General features: G+C 72.9%; 15 protein-coding genes and 1 riboswitch. Of the genes, 6 read left to right on the top strand and 9 right to left on the bottom strand.

Annotated features, from left to right (window positions below; all coding sequences use genetic code 11):
• Window position 1 precedes the first annotated feature (1 nt).
• Window positions 2-1,096: a bifunctional diaminohydroxyphosphoribosylaminopyrimidine deaminase/5-amino-6-(5-phosphoribosylamino)uracil reductase RibD gene (ribD, locus tag ACZ4QV_RS15955; protein WP_361156368.1), complete on the bottom strand. Its 1,095-nt coding sequence runs from the start codon at window positions 1,094-1,096 to the stop codon at window positions 2-4.
• 190 nt (window positions 1,097-1,286) lie between these two features.
• A riboswitch (FMN riboswitch) is annotated at window positions 1,287-1,417 on the bottom strand.
• A gap of 178 nt (window positions 1,418-1,595) precedes the next feature.
• On the opposite strand from ribD, the gene ACZ4QV_RS15950 reads away from it, so the two are divergent.
• Window positions 1,596-2,402 (top strand): SDR family oxidoreductase, encoded by an 807-nt coding sequence (locus ACZ4QV_RS15950; protein WP_361591868.1) that lies wholly within the window; start codon window positions 1,596-1,598, stop codon window positions 2,400-2,402.
• Window positions 2,403-2,522: 120 nt separating this feature from the next.
• On the opposite strand, the gene ACZ4QV_RS15945 is transcribed toward ACZ4QV_RS15950, so the two are convergent.
• The gene (locus tag ACZ4QV_RS15945; RefSeq protein WP_361591870.1) at window positions 2,523-3,791 is read right to left on the bottom strand and encodes an ROK family transcriptional regulator; all 1,269 of its coding nucleotides are present in this window, start codon (window positions 3,789-3,791) and stop codon (window positions 2,523-2,525) included.
• A 98-nt stretch (window positions 3,792-3,889) separates the two neighbouring features.
• Between ACZ4QV_RS15945 and ACZ4QV_RS15940 the strand changes: the two genes are divergently transcribed.
• On the top strand, window positions 3,890-5,158 hold the full coding sequence (locus ACZ4QV_RS15940) for an MFS transporter (protein WP_361591872.1): 1,269 nt from the start codon (window positions 3,890-3,892) through the stop codon (window positions 5,156-5,158).
• Between the two features lie 69 nt (window positions 5,159-5,227).
• Here the strand turns inward: ACZ4QV_RS15940 and ACZ4QV_RS15935 are convergent, their stop codons facing one another.
• Window positions 5,228-5,698 (bottom strand): acyl-CoA thioesterase, encoded by a 471-nt coding sequence (locus ACZ4QV_RS15935; RefSeq protein ID WP_030999319.1) that lies wholly within the window; start codon window positions 5,696-5,698, stop codon window positions 5,228-5,230.
• A gap of 290 nt (window positions 5,699-5,988) precedes the next feature.
• On the opposite strand from ACZ4QV_RS15935, the gene ACZ4QV_RS15930 reads away from it, so the two are divergent.
• A complete protein-coding gene (locus tag ACZ4QV_RS15930) occupies window positions 5,989-7,419 on the top strand; it encodes a uracil-xanthine permease family protein (RefSeq protein ID WP_361155965.1) in 1,431 nt (476 codons plus the stop codon).
• 9 nt (window positions 7,420-7,428) lie between these two features.
• On the opposite strand, the gene ACZ4QV_RS15925 is transcribed toward ACZ4QV_RS15930, so the two are convergent.
• Window positions 7,429-7,881 (bottom strand): phospholipase, encoded by a 453-nt coding sequence (locus ACZ4QV_RS15925; RefSeq protein WP_361639467.1) that lies wholly within the window; start codon window positions 7,879-7,881, stop codon window positions 7,429-7,431.
• 215 nt (window positions 7,882-8,096) lie between these two features.
• On the opposite strand from ACZ4QV_RS15925, the gene ACZ4QV_RS15920 reads away from it, so the two are divergent.
• Window positions 8,097-8,855, top strand: coding sequence for a DUF5995 family protein (locus ACZ4QV_RS15920; protein ID WP_361639469.1), 759 nt, complete (start codon window positions 8,097-8,099; stop codon window positions 8,853-8,855).
• A gap of 54 nt (window positions 8,856-8,909) precedes the next feature.
• On the opposite strand, the gene ACZ4QV_RS15915 is transcribed toward ACZ4QV_RS15920, so the two are convergent.
• Both ACZ4QV_RS15915 and ACZ4QV_RS15910 read right to left on the bottom strand, forming a co-directional pair.
• Window positions 8,910-10,610: a flavin monoamine oxidase family protein gene (locus ACZ4QV_RS15915; protein ID WP_361155975.1), complete on the bottom strand. Its 1,701-nt coding sequence runs from the start codon at window positions 10,608-10,610 to the stop codon at window positions 8,910-8,912.
• A gap of 110 nt (window positions 10,611-10,720) precedes the next feature.
• Window positions 10,721-11,518 (bottom strand): carbon-nitrogen hydrolase family protein, encoded by a 798-nt coding sequence (locus ACZ4QV_RS15910; protein WP_361639471.1) that lies wholly within the window; start codon window positions 11,516-11,518, stop codon window positions 10,721-10,723.
• 402 nt (window positions 11,519-11,920) lie between these two features.
• Between ACZ4QV_RS15910 and ACZ4QV_RS15905 the strand changes: the two genes are divergently transcribed.
• Both ACZ4QV_RS15905 and ACZ4QV_RS15900 read left to right on the top strand, forming a co-directional pair.
• The gene (locus tag ACZ4QV_RS15905) at window positions 11,921-12,766 is read left to right on the top strand and encodes a hypothetical protein (RefSeq protein WP_361639473.1); all 846 of its coding nucleotides are present in this window, start codon (window positions 11,921-11,923) and stop codon (window positions 12,764-12,766) included.
• Window positions 12,667-13,671 carry a YdcF family protein gene (locus ACZ4QV_RS15900; protein WP_361591878.1) on the top strand — a complete coding sequence of 335 codons (1,005 nt, stop codon included), beginning with the start codon at window positions 12,667-12,669 and terminating at the stop codon, window positions 13,669-13,671. Before ACZ4QV_RS15905 ends, ACZ4QV_RS15900 begins: the two co-directional genes overlap by 100 nt.
• 70 nt (window positions 13,672-13,741) lie before the next feature.
• Here the strand turns inward: ACZ4QV_RS15900 and ACZ4QV_RS15895 are convergent, their stop codons facing one another.
• The 3 genes from ACZ4QV_RS15895 to ACZ4QV_RS15885 all read right to left on the bottom strand — a co-directional run bounded on the left by ACZ4QV_RS15895 (window position 13,742) and on the right by ACZ4QV_RS15885 (window position 17,483).
• Window positions 13,742-14,191 (bottom strand): Lrp/AsnC family transcriptional regulator, encoded by a 450-nt coding sequence (locus tag ACZ4QV_RS15895; RefSeq protein WP_030017398.1) that lies wholly within the window; start codon window positions 14,189-14,191, stop codon window positions 13,742-13,744.
• A 19-nt stretch (window positions 14,192-14,210) separates the two neighbouring features.
• Window positions 14,211-15,686: an amino acid permease gene (locus tag ACZ4QV_RS15890; RefSeq protein ID WP_361155987.1), complete on the bottom strand. Its 1,476-nt coding sequence runs from the start codon at window positions 15,684-15,686 to the stop codon at window positions 14,211-14,213.
• Between the two features lie 357 nt (window positions 15,687-16,043).
• Window positions 16,044-17,483: a GuaB1 family IMP dehydrogenase-related protein gene (locus ACZ4QV_RS15885; protein WP_361155989.1), complete on the bottom strand. Its 1,440-nt coding sequence runs from the start codon at window positions 17,481-17,483 to the stop codon at window positions 16,044-16,046.
• Between the last annotated feature and the right edge of the window lie 141 nt (window positions 17,484-17,624).

The raw sequence follows: 17,624 nt of genomic DNA, 5'->3' as shown, positions 1-17,624 counted from the left end.
GTCAGTTCTCCTCGTTCAGGGTGTGGCGGGCTGGGGTGGCGGTGATGCGCAGGTCGGGGCCGAGCCGGACGGTGTCGGTCACCTCCAGGCGCAACGCCTGGCCGATCGTGGCGATTCCGGCGTCGCCGAGGGCGGCGGGACCGGCGCCCAGCAGGACGGGGGCGAGATAGCCGACGACCTTGTCGACGGCGTGCGCGGCGAGGAAGGCGCCGGCCAGGGTCGGGCCGCCCTCCAGGAGCACCGACCGGACGTCGCGCTCGTACAGGGCGTCGAGCAGGGCGGGCAGGTGCACGCCGGTGCCGCCCGCCGAGCGCGGCAGCCGGACGATCGGGGCGAGTCCGTCGAGGTGGCCGGTGTCGGCGTCCTCGGCGACCGCGATCAGGGTGGGCGCGGTGCCGTCCAGGACGCGCGCGCCGGGTTTGACGACGGCGGCGCCGGTGTCGATCACGACCCGCAGCGGCTGGCTGACCTCGGCGTCGGTCAGGCCCGCGACGCGCGCGCCGAGGTGCGGGTCGTCGGCGCGGGCGGTGCCGGACCCGACGATCACCGCGTCGGCCCGGGCGCGCAGCCGGTGGACGTCGGCGCGGGACTCGGCCGAGGTGATCCAGCGGCTGGTGCCGTCGGCGGCGGCGATCCGGCCGTCGAGGGTGGCGGCGTACTTCCACAGGACGAAGGGGCGGCGGCGCAGTACGGCGGTCAGCCACGCCTCGTTGCCGGCCGCGGCCTCGTCGGCGAGCAGGCCGCCCTCGACCTCGACGCCGGCCGCGGCGAGGGTGGTGGAGCCGCCGGTGGCGGCGGGGTTGGGGTCCGGGACGGCGTAGTACACCCGGGCGACGCCCGCCTCGATGAGCGCCTGGGCGCAGGGGCCGGTGCGACCGGTGTGGTTGCAGGGTTCCAGTGTGACGAAGGCGGTGCCGCCACGGGCCCGCTCGCCGGCCTCGCGCAACGCGTTGACCTCGGCGTGCGGGCCGCCGGCCCGCTCGTGCCAGCCCTCGCCCGCGACGTGTCCGGCGGCGTCCAGGACGACGCACCCGACGACGGGATTGGGGCTGGTGTGCCCGAGGCCGCGGGCGGCAAGCTGGATGGCTCGGCGCATCGCCGCGGTCTGCGCGGGGGCTGGGGTGGCCACCGGGTCCTCCTGCCACTCAGGGCACGGACTCCGGGGCTGTCACGAAGGACAGGAAAAAACGGGAACGGGACAACGGGGACACCGGGCCGGAAAGGGGACCGCCACTCGTGGACACGAGGACGACCGCCGCCGACGGCGGTGTACCGCTGCTCGCCCGCCGCGCACTGCCTCCCATCCGGACTTTAACCGTCGGTGCAGGAATTCCACCTGCTCAACCGACCGCTGGAGGCGGCCGGGTCGCGGACTGTTACCGCCGGTTCGGACTTTCACCGACCCCGGAGTGCGCTGCGTATGTCAATTCAGTACGGCTTCAGTCTGCCACGTCTGATCGTCGGCCATGCGGGCGGCGACCTGTGGAGTGGCTCACAGGGAGCGGCGCGGAGGCCGCGCACCGCCCCACCGCGCCGCTCACCGACGGGCCCTCGGCCCGGACCACTCCCGCCCCCTACCCCGAGGACTGATCGCGATGACGACGATTCTGGTGACCGGCGGCACCGGCACGCTCGGCCGGGCCGTGGTCGGCCGGCTGCTCGCCGCCGGTCACGACGTACGCAGCCTCAGCCGCCGCCCGCACACCGGTACCGAACGGCCCCGGCTGCACTCGTACGCGGTCGATCTGCGCGACGGCTCGGGCCTGGCCCCGGCGATGGCGGGCGTGGAGACCGTGGTGCACTGCGCCTCATCGACGAGCGGTGACACCGAGGCGGCCGGGCGGCTCGTCGAGGCGGCCCGCGCGGCCGGGGTACGGCACCTGGTCTACATCTCCATCGTCGGCGTGGACCGCGTCCCGCTCGGCTACTACCGCACGAAACTCGACGTGGAACGGCTGATCGAGGAATCGGGGCTCGGCTGGACCGTCCTGCGCAGCACGCAGTTCCACGACCTGGTGCTGCGACTGGTCAAGGCGGGGGCGCGGCTGCCGGTGCTGCCGGTGCCGGCGGGGGTGCGGCTCCAGCCGGTGGACGTCCGCGAGGTCGCCGCCCGACTGGTCGAGCTGGCGTCCGCGGCACCGGCGGGCCGGGTGGCGGACCTGGGCGGCCCCGAGGCGCGCAGCGCCCGCGACCTCGTACGGGACACCTTGCGCGCCGGCGGGCGGCGGCGCGTGCTGGTTCCGCTGTGGGTGCCCGGCAGGCTGTTCGGGGCACTGCGGCGGGGCGAGAACCTGACACTGGAGCACGCAGACGGCACGGTGGGCTACGGGGACTTCCTGGCGGAGCGGCGGCGGGACGGCGGCGGAGCGGAGGCTGGTGGCGCGGTGGAGGCCGGGCGATAGGAGGCGGGGCGGTAGGACGCGGGACAGAGGCCGGGCGACAGGAGGCCGACAGCGAGGAACCAGGATGCTCGGGCGCCCGGAAGCACCCGGGCGCCCGCTGGCGCTCTCTGAGCGCCTGGTTCAGGCCGCGGGCCCGAACAGGTCGTCCTGGGCCGCGTCCATCGCCGCGAGCACCGCGCCGCGCAGCACGGCCCGGCCGCCGACCGTCCCCGCGCGCACCTCGGTACGGAGCGGGGACATCCGCGCGAGGTGCTCGGCGACCCGGCCGGCCAGCGCGTCGCCGCCCGCGCGGCCGGTCTCGCCGCCGAGCACGACGCAGCCGGGGTCCAGTACGGCGCAGACGGCGGCCGCCCCGATGGCGACCCGGGCGGCCAGCGCGTCGAGGAAGTCGGCGCCGGACTCGCCCGCGCCGGCGGCGGCGCGTACCAGCGCCTCGGCGGCGGGGGCGCCGGTCGCGTCCGCGCTTCCGAGGCCGGACCCCTCCGGGCTCGCCTCGATGCCGCGCTCGGCGGCCAGCCGGCACACCGCCGCGGAGCCCGCCAGCGAGTGGAAGCCGCCGTCGCAGCCGGCGGCCGTGGGCAGCGTGCCGGTGCCCGGTACGGGCAGGAAGCCGATCTCGCCGGTGCCGCCGGAGGCGCCGCGCCGCAGCCGGCCGTCGAGGACGACGGCGGCGCCGGTGCCGTGGCCCAGCCAGAGCAGGACGAAGGTGTCCCGGTCGCACGCGGCGCCGTCCCGCTGCTCGGCGATGGCGGCGAGGTTGACCTCGTTCTCCAGCAGGACCGGCGCGGCGGGCCGGTCGCCGAACGCCGTGACGAGCGCGGCGTGCCAGGCGGGCACCCACTCCGTACCGCCGAACCGCCCGGTGGCCGGGTCGACCAGGCCGGGCGCGCCGACCGCGACGACGTGCGGCCGTCCGGCCCCGGCCTCGCCGAGCAGCTTCTCCAGGGTGGCCACGCCGTTCGCCGCCGCCTGGCCGGGGCCGGCGTCCGGGCCGACCGGGACGGCCGCCTCGGCCAGCACCCGGCCGAGCAGGTCGGCGACCGCGAGGGTGGCGCCGTGTGTGCGCAGGTCGACGGCGGCGAGGTGGGCGCGGCCGGCGACGATGCCGTACAGCCGGGCGTTGGGCCCGCGGCGCCGGGCGCCCGACTCGCCGACCACCGTGATCAGTCCGGCGGTCTGGAGACGTTCGACGAGGTCGGCCACGGTGGGCCGGGACAGTCCGGTACGTGCCTTCAGCTCCCCGGCGGTCAGCGGGCCCTCGCTCTGGAGGAGCCGGAGGGCCAGACGGTCGTTGATGGCCCGCGCAGTGCTCGGTGAGGCGGTGCGCGGGCCGGTGCGTACGGCGGCCGAGGCGGTACGGGCGGGGGCGGGGCCGCGCGTCTCATCCATGCCCGGATCCTTCCAGACCCCCTGGTGCGGGAGTCGCTGCGGTATCGGCCGGTGAATTTTCCTTATTATCAGGCAGGCTTCCTGATAGTTTACCGCCCATGGATGGCACAGGCGTTCCCGATCCGGCTCCCCCACCCGCCGCACCCCGCGGAAAGCCCCCGGAGCAGCCCTTCTCCCCCGGCCGGCTGCGCGGCGCCCGCTGGTCCGTCGCGGTGGTCTTCCTCGTGCACGGCTCGGTGACCGGCAGCTTCGCCACCCGTGTCCCCTGGATCCAGGACCACGCCCAGATCGGCGCGGGAGAGCTTGGCCTCGCCCTCGCCTTCCCCGCGATCGGCGCGTCCCTCGCCATGCCGCTGGCCGGCCGGATCAGCCACCGCCTCGGCGCCCGCGCCGCGCTGCGCGCGCTGCTCGCCCTGTGGACGCTCTCGCTCGCCCTGCCCGCCCTCTCCCCCAACCTGTACGGACTGTGCGGGGCCCTGCTGGTGTACGGCGCGACCGCGGGCATGGCGGACGTGGCGATGAACGCGCTGGGCGTGGAGACCGAGGACCGGCTCGGCAAACCGATCATGTCGGGGCTGCACGGCATGTGGAGCGTGGGCGCCCTGCTCGGCTCGGCGGCCGGCACCGCCGCGGCGCACGCCGCCACCGACGCCCGGCTGCACCTGGCCGTCGCCGCCGCCGTGACGACCATCCTGGGCGCCGTCGCCTGCCAGGGCGTACTGGATCTGCGCAGCACCCCCGACGAGCACCCGCCGCCGCGCTTCGCGCTGCCCCCGAAGTCCGCGCTGGTCATCGGCGCGATCGGGTTCTGCGCGGTCTTCGCGGAGGGCGCCAGCCTGGACTGGTCGGCGGTCTACCTGCGGGACGTCCTGGGCACCGACGCGGGCCTGGCGGCCGCCTCGACCACGGCCTTCTCGTGCACCATGGCCGTCGCCCGGCTGGCGGGCGACCGGGTGGTGGCCCGCTTCGGGCCGGTGCGCACCGTACGGGTCAGCGGGGTGCTGGCGACGGTGGGCGGCGTCCTGATCGTGCTGGCGCGGCACCCGGCCATGGCGCTGACGGGCTTCGCGCTGATCGGCCTGGGCATCGCCGTCGTGGTGCCGCTGGCGTTCGCGGCGGCGGGCCGCAGCGGCCCGGCCCCCAGTCAGGCCATCGCGGGCGTCGCCACCATCACGTACACCTCCGGGCTGATCGCCCCGTCGGCCATCGGCTCCATCGCCCAGGCGACCTCGCTGACCGGCTCGTTCCTGCTGGTCACGGTGCTGGCCTGCGGGCTGGTCGCGGGCGCGGGGGTGCTGCGGGTGCCGGGCCGGGGCCGGGGCGCCGCCGGGCGCGACGCGGTGCCGACGGGCCTGGAGCGTCCCTGAGCCGACGGGCCCGGAGCGGTCCCGAGCCGACGGTGGTCCCCCCTGGTCAGCGGGGGGACCACGGTGCGCTCAGGCGGTCTGCGCCTCCGGGTGCAGCAGCTCGGCCGCTATCCCGCGGGCGTGGTCCGACCACGGGGTGGGCCGCAGCGCCTGCGGGTCGACGCGCACCAGGACGCGGTGGCCGCGCGCGTAGGTCTGCTCGCCGTCGGCGGAGCAGAGCCGGAAGCCGTACGTCAGACCGGTGCGGCCCAGGCGCTCGACCCACAGGTGGGCGGCGTAGTACCCGGGCCGGGTGACCGGCTGCTCGTACGAGACCTTCATCTCCTTGATGACGTTGCACATGTCGCCGGCCGCCGCCCAGTCCCCGTCGAAGCCGAAGCCGCGGGCGTGCCAGAACTCGGCCCAGGCGCGCTCGACGAGCAGCGGGTAGCGCGAGTTGTGGAGCATGCCGAGCGCGTCGAGGTCGTCGAAGTGCACGGTGACGGGGACCAGCTGGCCGTACGGGACGGCGGGGGCTGCCTCAAGGGCTTCGACGCTCACGGGTTGGTGCTCCTGGTTCTGCGGCGGGCCGTGCCGCCGGCGTACGCGGGGCGGCGACCCGGCCGTACGGAGGTACGGCGGACCCCGCCCGATGCTGTTGACTGTTCAAGAAGTGAACCCAGCCATCGTAAGCGCCTGCTTAAAATGCTCCGGCCGCCGGGGCGGGCAGCGCCGCGCGGCGGGCCGGGCCGATCCGGTCGCCCCAGGTCGGCACGGTGCCGCCTTAACATGACCCGGCCGGTGTCTCGCCCGGCCGATCCCCGCGACGTACGTGAAGAAGTGGAGCACTCATGGGCCTCGGTGTGCGCTGGACCGTGCACGGCGACGGGCGCACCCCCGCCCCCGGAGCCGTCGTCAGACCGGACGAACGGCTGTCCTGGCCGCGGACCGCCGGCCTCGGCGCGCAGCACGTGGTGGCCATGTTCGGCGCCAGTTTCGTGGCCCCCGTCCTGATGGGCCTGGACCCGAACCTCGCCATCATGATGTCGGGCGTCTCGACCGTCATCTTCCTGCTGGCGACCCGCGGCCGGGTGCCGTCCTACCTCGGCTGTTCGCTCTCCTTCGTCGGTGTCGCCGCCGTGATCCGCGCGCAGGGCGGCACCAGCGCCACCGTGACCGGCGCGGTCCTCGTCGTCGGCGTCGCGCTCTTCCTGGTCGGTGTGGCGGTGCAGCGGTTCGGCGCGCGGATCATCCACGCGGCGATGCCGCCGGTGGTCACCGGCGCGGTCGTCATGCTCATCGGCTTCAACCTGGCGCCGGTGACGGCGAGCACGTACTGGCCGCAGGACCAGTGGGTGGCGCTGCTGACCATGCTCTTCACCGGGCTGGCCGTGGTCTGTCTGCGCGGCTTCTGGTCACGCGTCGCGATCTTCCTCGGGCTGGTCTTCGGGTACGGCGTCTCCTGGCTCCTCGACCTGGTCTTCGGGAAGATCCACTCGGTGAACGGCGCCGGACAGCTCACCGACCACTGGCGCCTGGACCTGTCGGGCGTCGGCAAGGCCGAGTGGATCGGCCTGCCGTCCTTCCACGCGCCGTCCTTCCAGTGGTCGGCCGTCCTGGTCGCGCTGCCGGTGGTGATCGCGCTGGTCGCCGAGAACGCCGGGCACGTCAAGGCGGTCGGCGAGATGACCGGCGACCCGCTCGACGACAAGCTGGGCACCGCGATCTCCGCCGACGGCGTCGGCTCGGTGCTCTCCACCGCGCTCGGCGGCCCGCCCAACACCACGTACTCCGAGAACATCGGCGTGATGGCGGCGACCCGCGTCTACTCCACCGCGGCCTACTGGGCGGCGGCCGGATTCGCGCTGCTCTTCGGCCTGTGCCCGAAGTTCGGCGCCGTGGTGGCCGCGATCCCCGGCGGCGTGCTGGGCGGCATCACCGTCATCCTGTACGGCATGATCGGCCTGCTCGGCGCGCAGATCTGGGTGCACAACAAGGTCGACCTGCGCAATCCGCTGAACCTGGTGCCGGTCGCCGCGGGCGTCATCATCGGCATCGGCGGCGTCAGCCTGAAGATCAGCGAGAACTTCGAACTGGGCGGCATCGCCCTCGGCACGATCGTGGTGCTCTCCGGCTACCACGTGCTGCGCGCCCTGGCCCCCGCCCATCTGAAGCAGCAGGGGCCGCTGCTCGACGAGGGCACCAGCGCGTACGACGAGGAGGACGCGCCCCACGAGCCGTCGGCCCCGGACGGGCCGGAGAAGCCGGAGCCGACGGAGTGAGGCCCCGGCTCAGCCGAGGTTCTTGACCGCCTCGTAGTACGTCCAGGCGAGCGCGTCGCACGAGGTCTTCTTCGCGCCGCTGTACTTGGCGCAGACCCGCTTGAGGTCCGCGTACAGCGCGCTGTCCAGGCGTGGCTTGTTCGCGGCGAAGGTACCGGCCTTCTTGTAGTTGCGGTAGCCGAAGTCGTGGCGCGCGCAGGACGTTTCGAACGGGAAGCCGAAGGGGTTGTCGGGCGACTTGGTGCAGTAGTCGGTGCTCCAGTCGAACTGGTACGCCGCCCACTTCCCCTGGTTGCCGCGGGCCGCCAGCCAGCCGCTGTAGCTGCCGGCGTCGGTCTGCGTCCAGCCCGCCAGCACCTTGGACCTGTCGGCGGGGACGGCCTGCGCCGGGGCCGCGGCCGCCACCAGAGCGGTCACGGTCATGGCCGAGGCGGACAGGGCGGCGGCAAATCTTCGGTACATCTTCAACCTCCGAGGGAGAGCGGTCCCTTGGCAGGACGGACCGCTTCGTCGAAGGCCGAAAATAATCACTTCGGACGAGTGTCGGTGGGGTTTTGGTTGAACAGTGATCGGCGAACCGGCGCCGTACGGGCAAGAGGGCGCCGCGGATTACCCCGATCCGGTCAACCGTCACCGGCCCGCCGCCCCGGTACGCGCCCGGCTGCCACGCTGTGCGGATGACGACGACTCAGCAGGTCCCGGGCGGCCCGCAGACCGGAACGGCCGCCCGCGCGGCCCGGCCGGGCTCGGTCCCCTCGCAGGCCCCCGCGCCCCCGGCCCCCGTCGCCGCGGTCCTGGCGCGGATGCGGGCGCTGGAGGCCACCCTCCCGCCCGCCGACGGCATCGCCGTCTTCAACCGGGTGTACCTGTCCGTCACCGAGGAGATCGCCCGGCGGCTCGGCACGGGCGGTTTCCAGGACCCGTCGGCGGCGGGCGAACTGAACGCGGTCTTCGCCCGGCGCTACCTCGCCGCGGTGGACGCGACCGGCGCCGGCCTGACCGTACCGGCCTGCTGGCGCCCGGTCTTCCAGCTACGCCGCCACCCCGGCGTGCGGCCGTTGCAGTTCGCGCTGGCGGGCATCAACGCCCACATCGGCCACGACCTGGCGCTGGCCGTCGTGGACACCTGCCGCGTCCTGGAGTGCGAACCGGCCGGTCTCGCGGCGGACTTCGACCGGGTCGGCGACCTGCTGGCGGGCATGGAGGAACGCATCCGGGAGAGCCTGATGCCCGGCCCCGACCTGCTGGACGTCGCCGACCCGCTCACCCACCTCGCCGGTTCCTGGAGCCTGGACATGGCCCGGGACGGCGCGTGGGCGGCGGCGCGGGTGCTGTGGAGCCTGCGCGGGCTGCCCGAGACGGCACAGGAGTTCGCCGAGCAGCTCGGGGCGGGCGTCGGTCTGGTGGGCCGCTGCCTGCTGACACCGCTGGGCTGACGGGGCCGCGTGCGGCGTACCGTACGCGGCCCCGCGACAGCGGCCCGGTCGCTCTCAGTCCTCCGGCAGCTCGACCGGCGCGATCTCGTCGTACACGTCGCCCGGCCCGGGGTTGGCCGGGTCCGTGCTGCCGCCGAACTGCGTCATCACGCCCCAGACCGCGTTCAGCGCGGTCTGCACGGCGCCCTCGGCCCAGCCCGCCGTCCAGGAGATGTCGTCGCCCGCGAGGAAGAGGCCGCGCTTGTCCTCGGGCAGCCGGTCCTGCATGAAGTGGGTGAACAGGCGCCGCTGGTAGCGGTAGTGGCCCGGCAGGTTGGCCTTGAACGCGCCCATGAAGTACGGCTCGTTCTCCCAGGAGACGGTCACCGGGTTGCCGATGATGTGCTTCCTGATGTCGACCTTCGGGTAGATCTCCGAGAGCGACTTGAGCATGACCTCCATCCGGTCGTTGGCGTTCAGCGGCAGCCACTTCAGGCTGTCGTCGCACCACGTGTAGGAGAGGCAGATGACGGCCGGCTTGTCCGGGCCGTCGTCCAGCAGGTAGGTGCCGCGGGTCATCCGGTCGGTGAGCGTCATGCTCATCACGTCCCGCCCGGTCTCGTTGCCCTCGTCGTCGACGGCCTTGTCCAGCCAGAACGGCCGGTCCACCGGCACGAACAGCTTGGACGACTCCATGTAGTGGGTGCGCTCCATCGCCGTCCAGTGGTCGATGGGGAACAGCGCGTCATCACAGGCGATCTTCGACAGCAGCATCCAGGACTGGGCGGTGAACACGGCCGCCTCGTACGTACGGATGTCGCCGCTCGCGTCGGTGACGGTGATCCGGTTGCCCGCCGTGCGGTGCAGCCGGGTGACCGCCGGACGCGGCGTGCCGTCGTGCAGGGAGGACAGCGAGGTGCCCGGCGCCCAGTGGATGATCTTCTCCGGGGCGCGCTCCCACAGCCGCAGCGGGAGCTGCTGACTGCCGCCGACGATGCCGCGGTGGTGATCGTCGGCCTCGGTGTAGACGACGCGCAGGATCTCCAGGATGGAGTTGGGGAAGTCGGTGTCCCAGCCGCCGGTGCCGAAGCCGACCTGGCCGAAGATCTCGCGGTGCCGGAAGGACGTGAAGGCGCTGGAGTCGCAGAGGTAGCCGTAGAAGGTCTGGTTGTCGAGCTTCTCGACCAGCCGCGCCCAGATCTCCCGGATGCGCGGGACGTCGCGCTCACGGATGGCGCGGTTCATGTCGGAGAAGTCCGCGCCCTCCTCCAGGCAGGCGTTCCAGGCGTCCATGACCTGGGTGTAGACCTCGGGCAGGTCCTCGACGGTGCGCGCGTAGTGCGTCTCGCCCTTGAGGTCGACGACGGTCGACGGGGTGTCGGGCGCGAGCGGGTTGGGGAACGGCTTGGTCTCCAGGCCCACCAGGTCGATGTAGTGCTGGAGCGCGGTGGAGGACGGCGGGAAGCGCATGGCGCCCATCTCCGCGGTCAGTCCCGGGTCGCAGCCCTCGAAGCCGACGGTGCGCAGCCGGCCGCCTATCTGGTCCGCCTCGTAGACGACGGGCCTGAGGCCCATCTTCATCAGCTCGTAGGCGGTGATGATGCCGGACAGACCGCCGCCGATGACGGCGACCTCCTTGCCGTGCTCGGTCGCGGGCACCTGGCCGAGACCCGCCGGGTGGGCGAGGAAGTCGTCGTACGCGTACGGGAAGTCCGGCCCGAACATGGTGACGGGCGGCTGGGCGTCCGCGTGGTGGGCGGCGGTGGGCACGGTCATCGGTTCGGGCTCCTTGCAGGCAGGTACATGAGGGGGGTGCGGGTGCGCGCGGGCAGGCGCGCGAGCGGCGCGGTGGCGCCGCCGCGGGGTCCTTCAGGCCGGTGCGGAGATCAGGTGAGCGAGCCGTAGAGGCCGGGGCGCCGGTCGGCGAGGTACGGATTGTCCTCCCGCGACCGCTTGAGGAGACCGGCGTCGACGTCGCCGGACACCAGCTCCTCGCCGCGTCCGGCGCGGGCGCGTACGGTCCCGTCCGGACCGGCCAGACAGCTCAGGCCGACGAACTCGAAATCGCCTTCCGGGCCGACCCGGTTGACGTAGGCGATGTAGAGCTGGTTCTCGAAGGCCCGTACCGGCACGAGCGACTCGGCGACGAACTGGAAGGGGTGCAGTTGGGCGGTGGGCACCAGCAGCAGGTCGGTGCCGGCCAGCGCGTGCGCGCGGACGTTCTCCGGGAACTCCACGTCGTAGCAGATCATCAGGCCGAGCCGCAGGCCGCCCAGTTCCGCCTGGACGACCGGATCGTCCCCGGGGGTGAACCAATCACGCTCGAAACATCCAAAAAGGTGCGTTTTACGGTAATTCACCATCCTACGCCCCTCGGGGGCGATGAGCTGGATCGCGTTGTACACCGCCGCGCCGTCGCGCTCGGGGTAGCCGTAGAGCACCGCGATGCCGTGCTCGGCGACTATTCGGGAGACGGTCCGCGCGGCCGGGCCGTCGGCCGGCTCGGCGAGCCGGTGCAGGTCCTCGCCGATGGCGTAGCCGGTCAGGAACAGCTCCGGGCAGACCAGCAGTCCGGCGCCGCCCGCCGCCGCCTCGCGGGCCGCGTCCTCGACGGCCTTCAGGTTGTACGCGACGTCGCCGGGCCGTCCCGAACTTTGGAGCAGGGCGGTGCGCAGCGACGACATGGGACCCCTCGGAGGACACGACTGGGCGGACCGGCCGGCCGGTTCGGGCGCTCCGGCGCCGCGGCGGCCCGGCGATCGGCGGGACGCCTAGACGGTACGGTTCGCCGAACCGCGCGTACAAGGCGTCACCATTGCGTGCGGCCGGGTATTTCGTTGCGTGTTGTACGGCCGGTACGGCGATTCGTTGCGCCGTACGGTGCGGCGGGTGACGCAGGGGGCCCGTGAGGCGGCACTCGCGCGCGTCCGGGCCGAGTGGTCACCCTCCGGCCTCATCCCGGCCCGCCGCACGGCGGAGCCGGGGTCACCCCGGGTCCGATGTGGCGCCCACGGCCGGACGGCATCGCACGAGGCGCCCGGAAAAGCCGGGTGAACGCTGACGATTCCAGCCGGGGAGGGTCCGTCATGCACCGTTTTGTCCACCGCCACAGCACCCGCACGCATCGCACCGCCCCACGCGCCACCACCCGCAGACACCTCCGGGCCCTCGCCGTCTCGGCGGCGGTCCTGCCGGCAACGGGCGCGGGCGGCTCCGCGCTCGCCGTGCCCCCGCCCGGCGCGGCGCACCCGGCACCGCCCGCGGCCGCCGCGCGGAGCGCCGCCCACCAGCCCGACGGCCCACGGCTCACCGGGGCGGCGAAACTCCGCCGCCTCGACGGCGACGACGTCCGCTGCTCCTTCGACGCGCGTTTCCGCCGGGACCGGACACCCGGCGACGCGCGCGGCACCTTCGGGTTCCGGCACGTCGGCAGGACGGACAGCGGCTGGGCCAGGGGCCGTATCGACTGCCTGGTGACCGGCGGGAAAGCCGCGACGACCGGCGGCATCGTCACCGAGACCGATATTCCCGGACTCAAGGGCGAGCGGGTCGGGTTCTCCGTCCGCGAGTCCACGACGTCCGCAACACCGTCGGCCGGGGCGGCGCCGACCGGCTGGGCTACAGACTGGGCCGCCACCCCGGGCCCCGCCACCACCAAGGATCTGCCCCGGTGCGTCAGTGCGGCACCGTTCGAGACGGTGGAGCGCGGTGACTTCACCGTCGTCCCGTGGGACGAGCCCGTGCGCCGAGCGGACCTGCCACCCCTCGTCCAGGGCCCGGTACCTGCCGCGAACGACGCCGAACACATGATCGGCCTGGCTACGATGTGTTCATGCTCGCGTATGCCCTACCGGCCCTGTTCTTCGTCCTGTTCGCGATCGGTGTGCTGCGCGACCGACGCCGCTTCAGCAACGCCGTCTACCTCGGTCTGACCGTCGTCTTCCTGGTGCCGGCACTGCTCATGCAGGTGCAGCGGATGCCCACGGTGGCCACCGTGGCGGTCACCGTGCTCATCCTGCTGCTGCCGTCGCTCGGCGTCCTCGTCCTCGGGGTCTTCCTGATCCTCAACGGCGTGAAGATGATCCGCAAGGAGGGCCGGAGCCTGGCGAACCTGCTGTCGCTGCTGGCCGGACTCGGCATCTTCGGGGTCATCGCGCTGCTGATCACAGCCCTCGCCACCGGGTCGCGCACCCTGGTGGCGCTCGCCGGCACCACGCTGCTGGTCGTCGGCTATGTGTCCTTCCTCTTCCTGTGCTTCGTCGGCTACGCGTTCCTCTACGGGCGGCTGCGGGTGCGCCGCAACGCCGACTTCGTGGTGGTGCTGGGCTCCGGGCTGATCGGCGGCACGCGCGTACCGCCGCTGCTGGCGAACCGGCTGGAGCGGGGGCGTGCGGTGTACGAGCGCCAGGCGCGGCGCGGCAACCCGCCGATGCTGCTCACCTCCGGCGGCCAGGGCCCCGACGAACAGCTCCCGGAGGCCCGGGCGATGGCCGACTACCTGGTCGAGCGCGGCTTCCCCGCGGACCGGATCCTGTGCGAGGAACAGTCCAGGACCACGGAGGAGAACCTGGCGTTCAGCAAGAAGATCATGGAGCAGGCGGTGCCGGACCACCGGTGCGTGATCGTCACGAACAACTACCACGTCCTGCGCGCCGCCATCCTGGCCCGCCGCGCCGGCGTCAACGGCCAGGTCGTCGGGGCTCCCACCGCCGCGTACTTCTGGCCGAGCGCCACCATCCGCGAGTTCGCCGCGGTCTTCCTCTCCTACAAGCTCGTCAACCTCGGCATCTGCGGACTGCTCGCCCTGGGCGGCGCACTCACCATGCTGAGCGTCTGAACGGGGGCGGCGCGGGGGCGGCAGCGCCGCACGGCCCCTGGGCCGGCCGCGGCGGTCCGGTCCCCGCCCCTCAGCCCGGTGACCCCGAACTGAAGCGGCGCAGCAGCGGGGAGAGGACCAGGACCGACTTGGTGCGTTCCACGAAGGGTTCGCCCGCGATGCGTTCCAGCACCCGTTCGAAGTGCCGCATGTCGGAGGCGAAGACCTGGACGATGGCGTCCGCCTCACCGGTGACGGTGGAGGCGGACGCCACTTCGGGGTAGCGCGACAGGCCCCGGTGGATGGAGTCCGGTGAGGTGTTGCGGCGGCAGAACAGCTCGATGAACCCCTCGGTCTCCCAGCCCAGCGCCGCCGGGTCGACCCGTACCGTGAACCCGGTGATGGCGCCTTCGGCGCGCAGCCGGTCCACCCGGCGTTTGACCGCCGGGGCGGAGAGCCCGACCTCCGCCCCGATGTCGGCGTAGGAGCGGCGGGCGTCCTCCGCCAGGGCATGGACGATGCGCTGGTCGAGTTCGTTCATCTGTCGCACTGCGGGTGGATCACTTCTCTGCGGTGGCCAATCGGGACCGGCGGATGCCGTAGACGAAGTAGACCACGAGCCCGACGACCATCCAGACACCGAAGACCACCCAGGTGACCGGGCCGAGGCTGCCCATCATGTACAGGCACAGCAGGAAACCGATCGCCGGGAAGACCGGTGCCAGCGGCGTACGGAACGTACGCGGCATGTCCGGCTTGGTAAAGCGCAGCACGATCACCGCGATGTTGACCAGCGCGAAGGCGAAGAGCGTGCCGATGCTGGTGGCGTCGGCGAGCTGGCCGAGCGGAACGGCGGCGGCCAGGATGCCGCAGAACAGCGAGACGATCACGGTGTTGGCGCGCGGGGCGCCGGTCTTCGGGTGGACCTTGGAGAACACCTTCGGCACCAGGCCGTCGCGGGACATCGCGAACAGGATGCGGGTCTGCCCGTACAGCACCGTCAGCACGACGCTGGCGATGGCGATGACGGCACCGGCGGCCAGCAGCACGGACCAGAAGCCCTGCCCGGTGACCTCCTTCATGATCCCGGCGAGCGCGGCCTCCGAGCCCTCGAAGCCCTTCCAGGGCTTGGCGCCCACGGCGACCGCCGCGACCAGGCAGTACAGCGCGGTCACGATGATGAGCGACAGCATGATCGCGCGCGGCAGGTCGCGCTGCGGGTTCTTGGCCTCCTCGCCCGCGGTGGAGGCGGCGTCGAAGCCGATGTAGGAGAAGAAGAGGGTGGCCCCGGCGCCGCTGACGCCGGCGATGCCCAGCGGCATGAAGTTGGCGTAGTTGCCGGAGGAGATGCCCTGGACGGCGACGCCGCAGAACAGCAGCAGCGCGATGATCTTGACGGTCACCATGATCGCGTTGGCGCGGGCGCTCTCCTTGGCGCCGCCCAGCAGGAAGACCATGGCGAGCATGACGACGATCAGCGCCGGCAGGTTGAAGATGCCGCCGTCGCCCGGCGGCGCGGACAGCGCGGCGGGGATGGTGACGCCGATCGTGCCGGACAGCAGCTCGTTGAGGTACTCGCCCCAGCCGACGGCGACGGCCGCGACGGAGACGCCGTACTCCAGGATCAGACACCAGCCGCAGACCCAGGCGACCAGCTCGCCGAGGGTGGCGTAGGCGTAGGAGTACGACGAGCCGGAGACCGGGATGGAGCCCGCCAGCTCCGCGTAGGACAGCGCGGAGAACAGCGCGGTGACGCCGGCGATGACGAACGAGATGATGACGGCCGGACCGGCCTTGGGCACCGCTTCGCCGAGCACGACGAAGATGCCGGTACCCAGCGTCGCACCGATGCTGATCATGGTCAGCTGCCACATGCCCAGCGAGCGGCGCAGGGTGCCGCCCTCGCCCTGGCCGCCCTCGGCCACCAGCCGCTCGACGGGCTTGCGCCGCATCAGCCGGGTGCCGAGCCCTCCGGAAGGAGAGGGGGGCCGGGAATCGCTGCCCGCCGAGGGCGGGGCTGCGCCGTGCTCCAACACTGGGGTGGCTCCTTATCGCTGCCGGTCACGGTGGCGGACGACCGCCAGGGGTTCCCGGGTGCGGGTACGCCGAAACGACCCGTGCCAGAAAGGGGGGAACCGCCGAGCAGGCGGTCCCCGCCACTCCACGTACAGCGCCTGACTGTACGGGGCGCGTGTGAGCTGCCGTAATGCAGGTTCCTTGCGCAACAGTGAATTTTCGTTGCGCACCCTGTCACTGAACGGTCGTTCGTTGCGCACAAACGACAAATCTCACCGGTCGGACGTTCCCGGCCGGCCCCTCCCGTCAACGCGTCCGGCCCCGCACCGAAGCACTCGGTGCGGGGCCGGACGGCCGGTGCCCTGGCGGGCGGCGGATCAGCTCCAGCTGGCGTGCAGCGGCTTGCCCTCCGCGTAGCCCGCGGCGCTCTGCACGCCGACGACGGCCTTCTCGGCGAACTCCTCCAGGGAGGCGGCGCCCGCGTACGTGCAGGAGCTGCGGACGCCCGCGATGATCGAGTCGATCAGGTCCTCGACGCCGGGGCGGGCCGGGTCGACGAACATCCGCGAGGTGGAGATGCCCTCCTCGAACAGGCCCTTGCGCGCCCGGTCGTACGCCGACTCCTCACTCGTGCGGTTGCGGACCGCACGCGCCGAGGCCATGCCGAAGCTCTCCTTGTACGGACGGCCGTCGGCGGTGTGCTGGAGGTCGCCGGGCGACTCGTACGTACCGGCGAACCAGGAGCCGATCATGACGTTGGACGCGCCCGCGGCCAGCGCCATCGCCACGTCGCGCGGGTGGCGCACGCCGCCGTCCGCCCAGACGTGCTTGCCGAACTTCTTCGCCTCGGCGGCACACTCCAGGACGGCGGAGAACTGCGGGCGGCCCACGCCGGTCATCATGCGGGTGGTGCACATGGCGCCCGGGCCCACACCGACCTTGATGATGTCCGCGCCGGCCTCGATCAGGTCCCGTACGCCCGAGGCGGCGACGATGTTGCCGGCCACGATCGGCACCTGCGGGTCGAGCGCCCGGACGGCCTTGACCGCGCTGATCATGGACTCCTGGTGGCCGTGCGCGGTGTCCACCACGAGGGTGTCCACACCGGCCGCCAGCAGCGCCTCGGCCTTGCCGGCCACATCGCCGTTGATGCCCACGGCGGCGGCGATGCGCAGCTTGCCGTCGGCGTCCGTGGCGGGCGTGTAGAGGGTCGCGCGAAGGGCGCCCTTACGGGTCAGGATGCCCGCCAGCATGCCGTCCGCGTCGACCGCCGGGGCCAGCTTGCGGTTGGCGGCGTCGAGCCGGTTGAACGCCTCGCGGGGGTCGATGTCCGCGTCCAGGACCAGCAGGTCCTTGGACATGACCTCGGAGACCTGGGTGAAGCGGTCCACGCCGGTCAGGTCGTGCTCGGTGACGATGCCGACGGGGCGGCCGCCCTCCACGACGATGCCCGCGCCGTGCGCCCGCTTGGGCAGCAGCGACAGGGCGTCGGCGACGGTGGCGACCGGGGACAGCACGATCGGCGTGTCCAGGACCAGGTGGCGGCGCTTGACCCAGCCGACGACGTCGGCGACGACCTCGATCGGGATGTCCTGCGGGATGACGACCATGCCGCCGCGGCGGGCCACGGTCTCGGCCATCCGGCGGCCGGCGATGGCGGTCATGTTGGCGACCACCAGCGGGATGGTCGTACCGGTGCCGTCCGGCGAGGACAGGTCCACGCCCTGACGGGAGCCCACCGCGGAGCGGCCGGGCACCATGAACACATCGTCGTACGTCAGGTCGTACGGCGGCTTGGCATCGTTCAGAAACTTCATACTGGCTCTCTCACCTGCGGGTTCACTGCTCGGGCGGGTGGGGAGTCAGCTTCCGAACCGGCACCGGTCAGGATGCGGCTCCTAGGACATCATCCCTGATGAATCCGGTCGGGGGCGAACCGGTGTTCCCTCGACCCCGCC

It is taken from the genome of Streptomyces sp. NPDC026394, from assembly GCF_055567735.1.
The sequence above is the reverse complement of the archived record's forward strand: the minus strand, read 5'-3'. Positions and strand labels throughout refer to the sequence as shown.

Excerpts from the sequence above, each read along its gene's own strand:
- ACZ4QV_RS15910 (WP_361639471.1), bottom strand. The coding sequence starts at position 11,518 with ATGTCGTCGCTGCGCACCGCCCTGCTCCAAAGTTCGGGACGGCCCGGC.
- ACZ4QV_RS15900 (WP_361591878.1), top strand. The coding sequence starts at position 12,667 with ATGCTCGCGTATGCCCTACCGGCCCTGTTCTTCGTCCTGTTCGCGATC.
- ACZ4QV_RS15930 (WP_361155965.1), top strand. The coding sequence starts at position 5,989 with ATGGGCCTCGGTGTGCGCTGGACCGTGCACGGCGACGGGCGCACCCCC.
- ACZ4QV_RS15950 (WP_361591868.1), top strand. The coding sequence starts at position 1,596 with ATGACGACGATTCTGGTGACCGGCGGCACCGGCACGCTCGGCCGGGCC.
- ACZ4QV_RS15925 (WP_361639467.1), bottom strand. The coding sequence starts at position 7,881 with ATGTACCGAAGATTTGCCGCCGCCCTGTCCGCCTCGGCCATGACCGTG.
- ACZ4QV_RS15885 (WP_361155989.1), bottom strand. The coding sequence starts at position 17,483 with ATGAAGTTTCTGAACGATGCCAAGCCGCCGTACGACCTGACGTACGAC.
- ACZ4QV_RS15915 (WP_361155975.1), bottom strand. The coding sequence starts at position 10,610 with ATGACCGTGCCCACCGCCGCCCACCACGCGGACGCCCAGCCGCCCGTC.
- ACZ4QV_RS15895 (WP_030017398.1), bottom strand. The coding sequence starts at position 14,191 with ATGAACGAACTCGACCAGCGCATCGTCCATGCCCTGGCGGAGGACGCC.
- ribD (WP_361156368.1), bottom strand. The coding sequence starts at position 1,096 with ATGCGCCGAGCCATCCAGCTTGCCGCCCGCGGCCTCGGGCACACCAGC.
- ACZ4QV_RS15940 (WP_361591872.1), top strand. The coding sequence starts at position 3,890 with ATGGATGGCACAGGCGTTCCCGATCCGGCTCCCCCACCCGCCGCACCC.
- ACZ4QV_RS15920 (WP_361639469.1), top strand. The coding sequence starts at position 8,097 with ATGACGACGACTCAGCAGGTCCCGGGCGGCCCGCAGACCGGAACGGCC.
- ACZ4QV_RS15905 (WP_361639473.1), top strand. The coding sequence starts at position 11,921 with ATGCACCGTTTTGTCCACCGCCACAGCACCCGCACGCATCGCACCGCC.
- ACZ4QV_RS15945 (WP_361591870.1), bottom strand. The coding sequence starts at position 3,791 with ATGGATGAGACGCGCGGCCCCGCCCCCGCCCGTACCGCCTCGGCCGCC.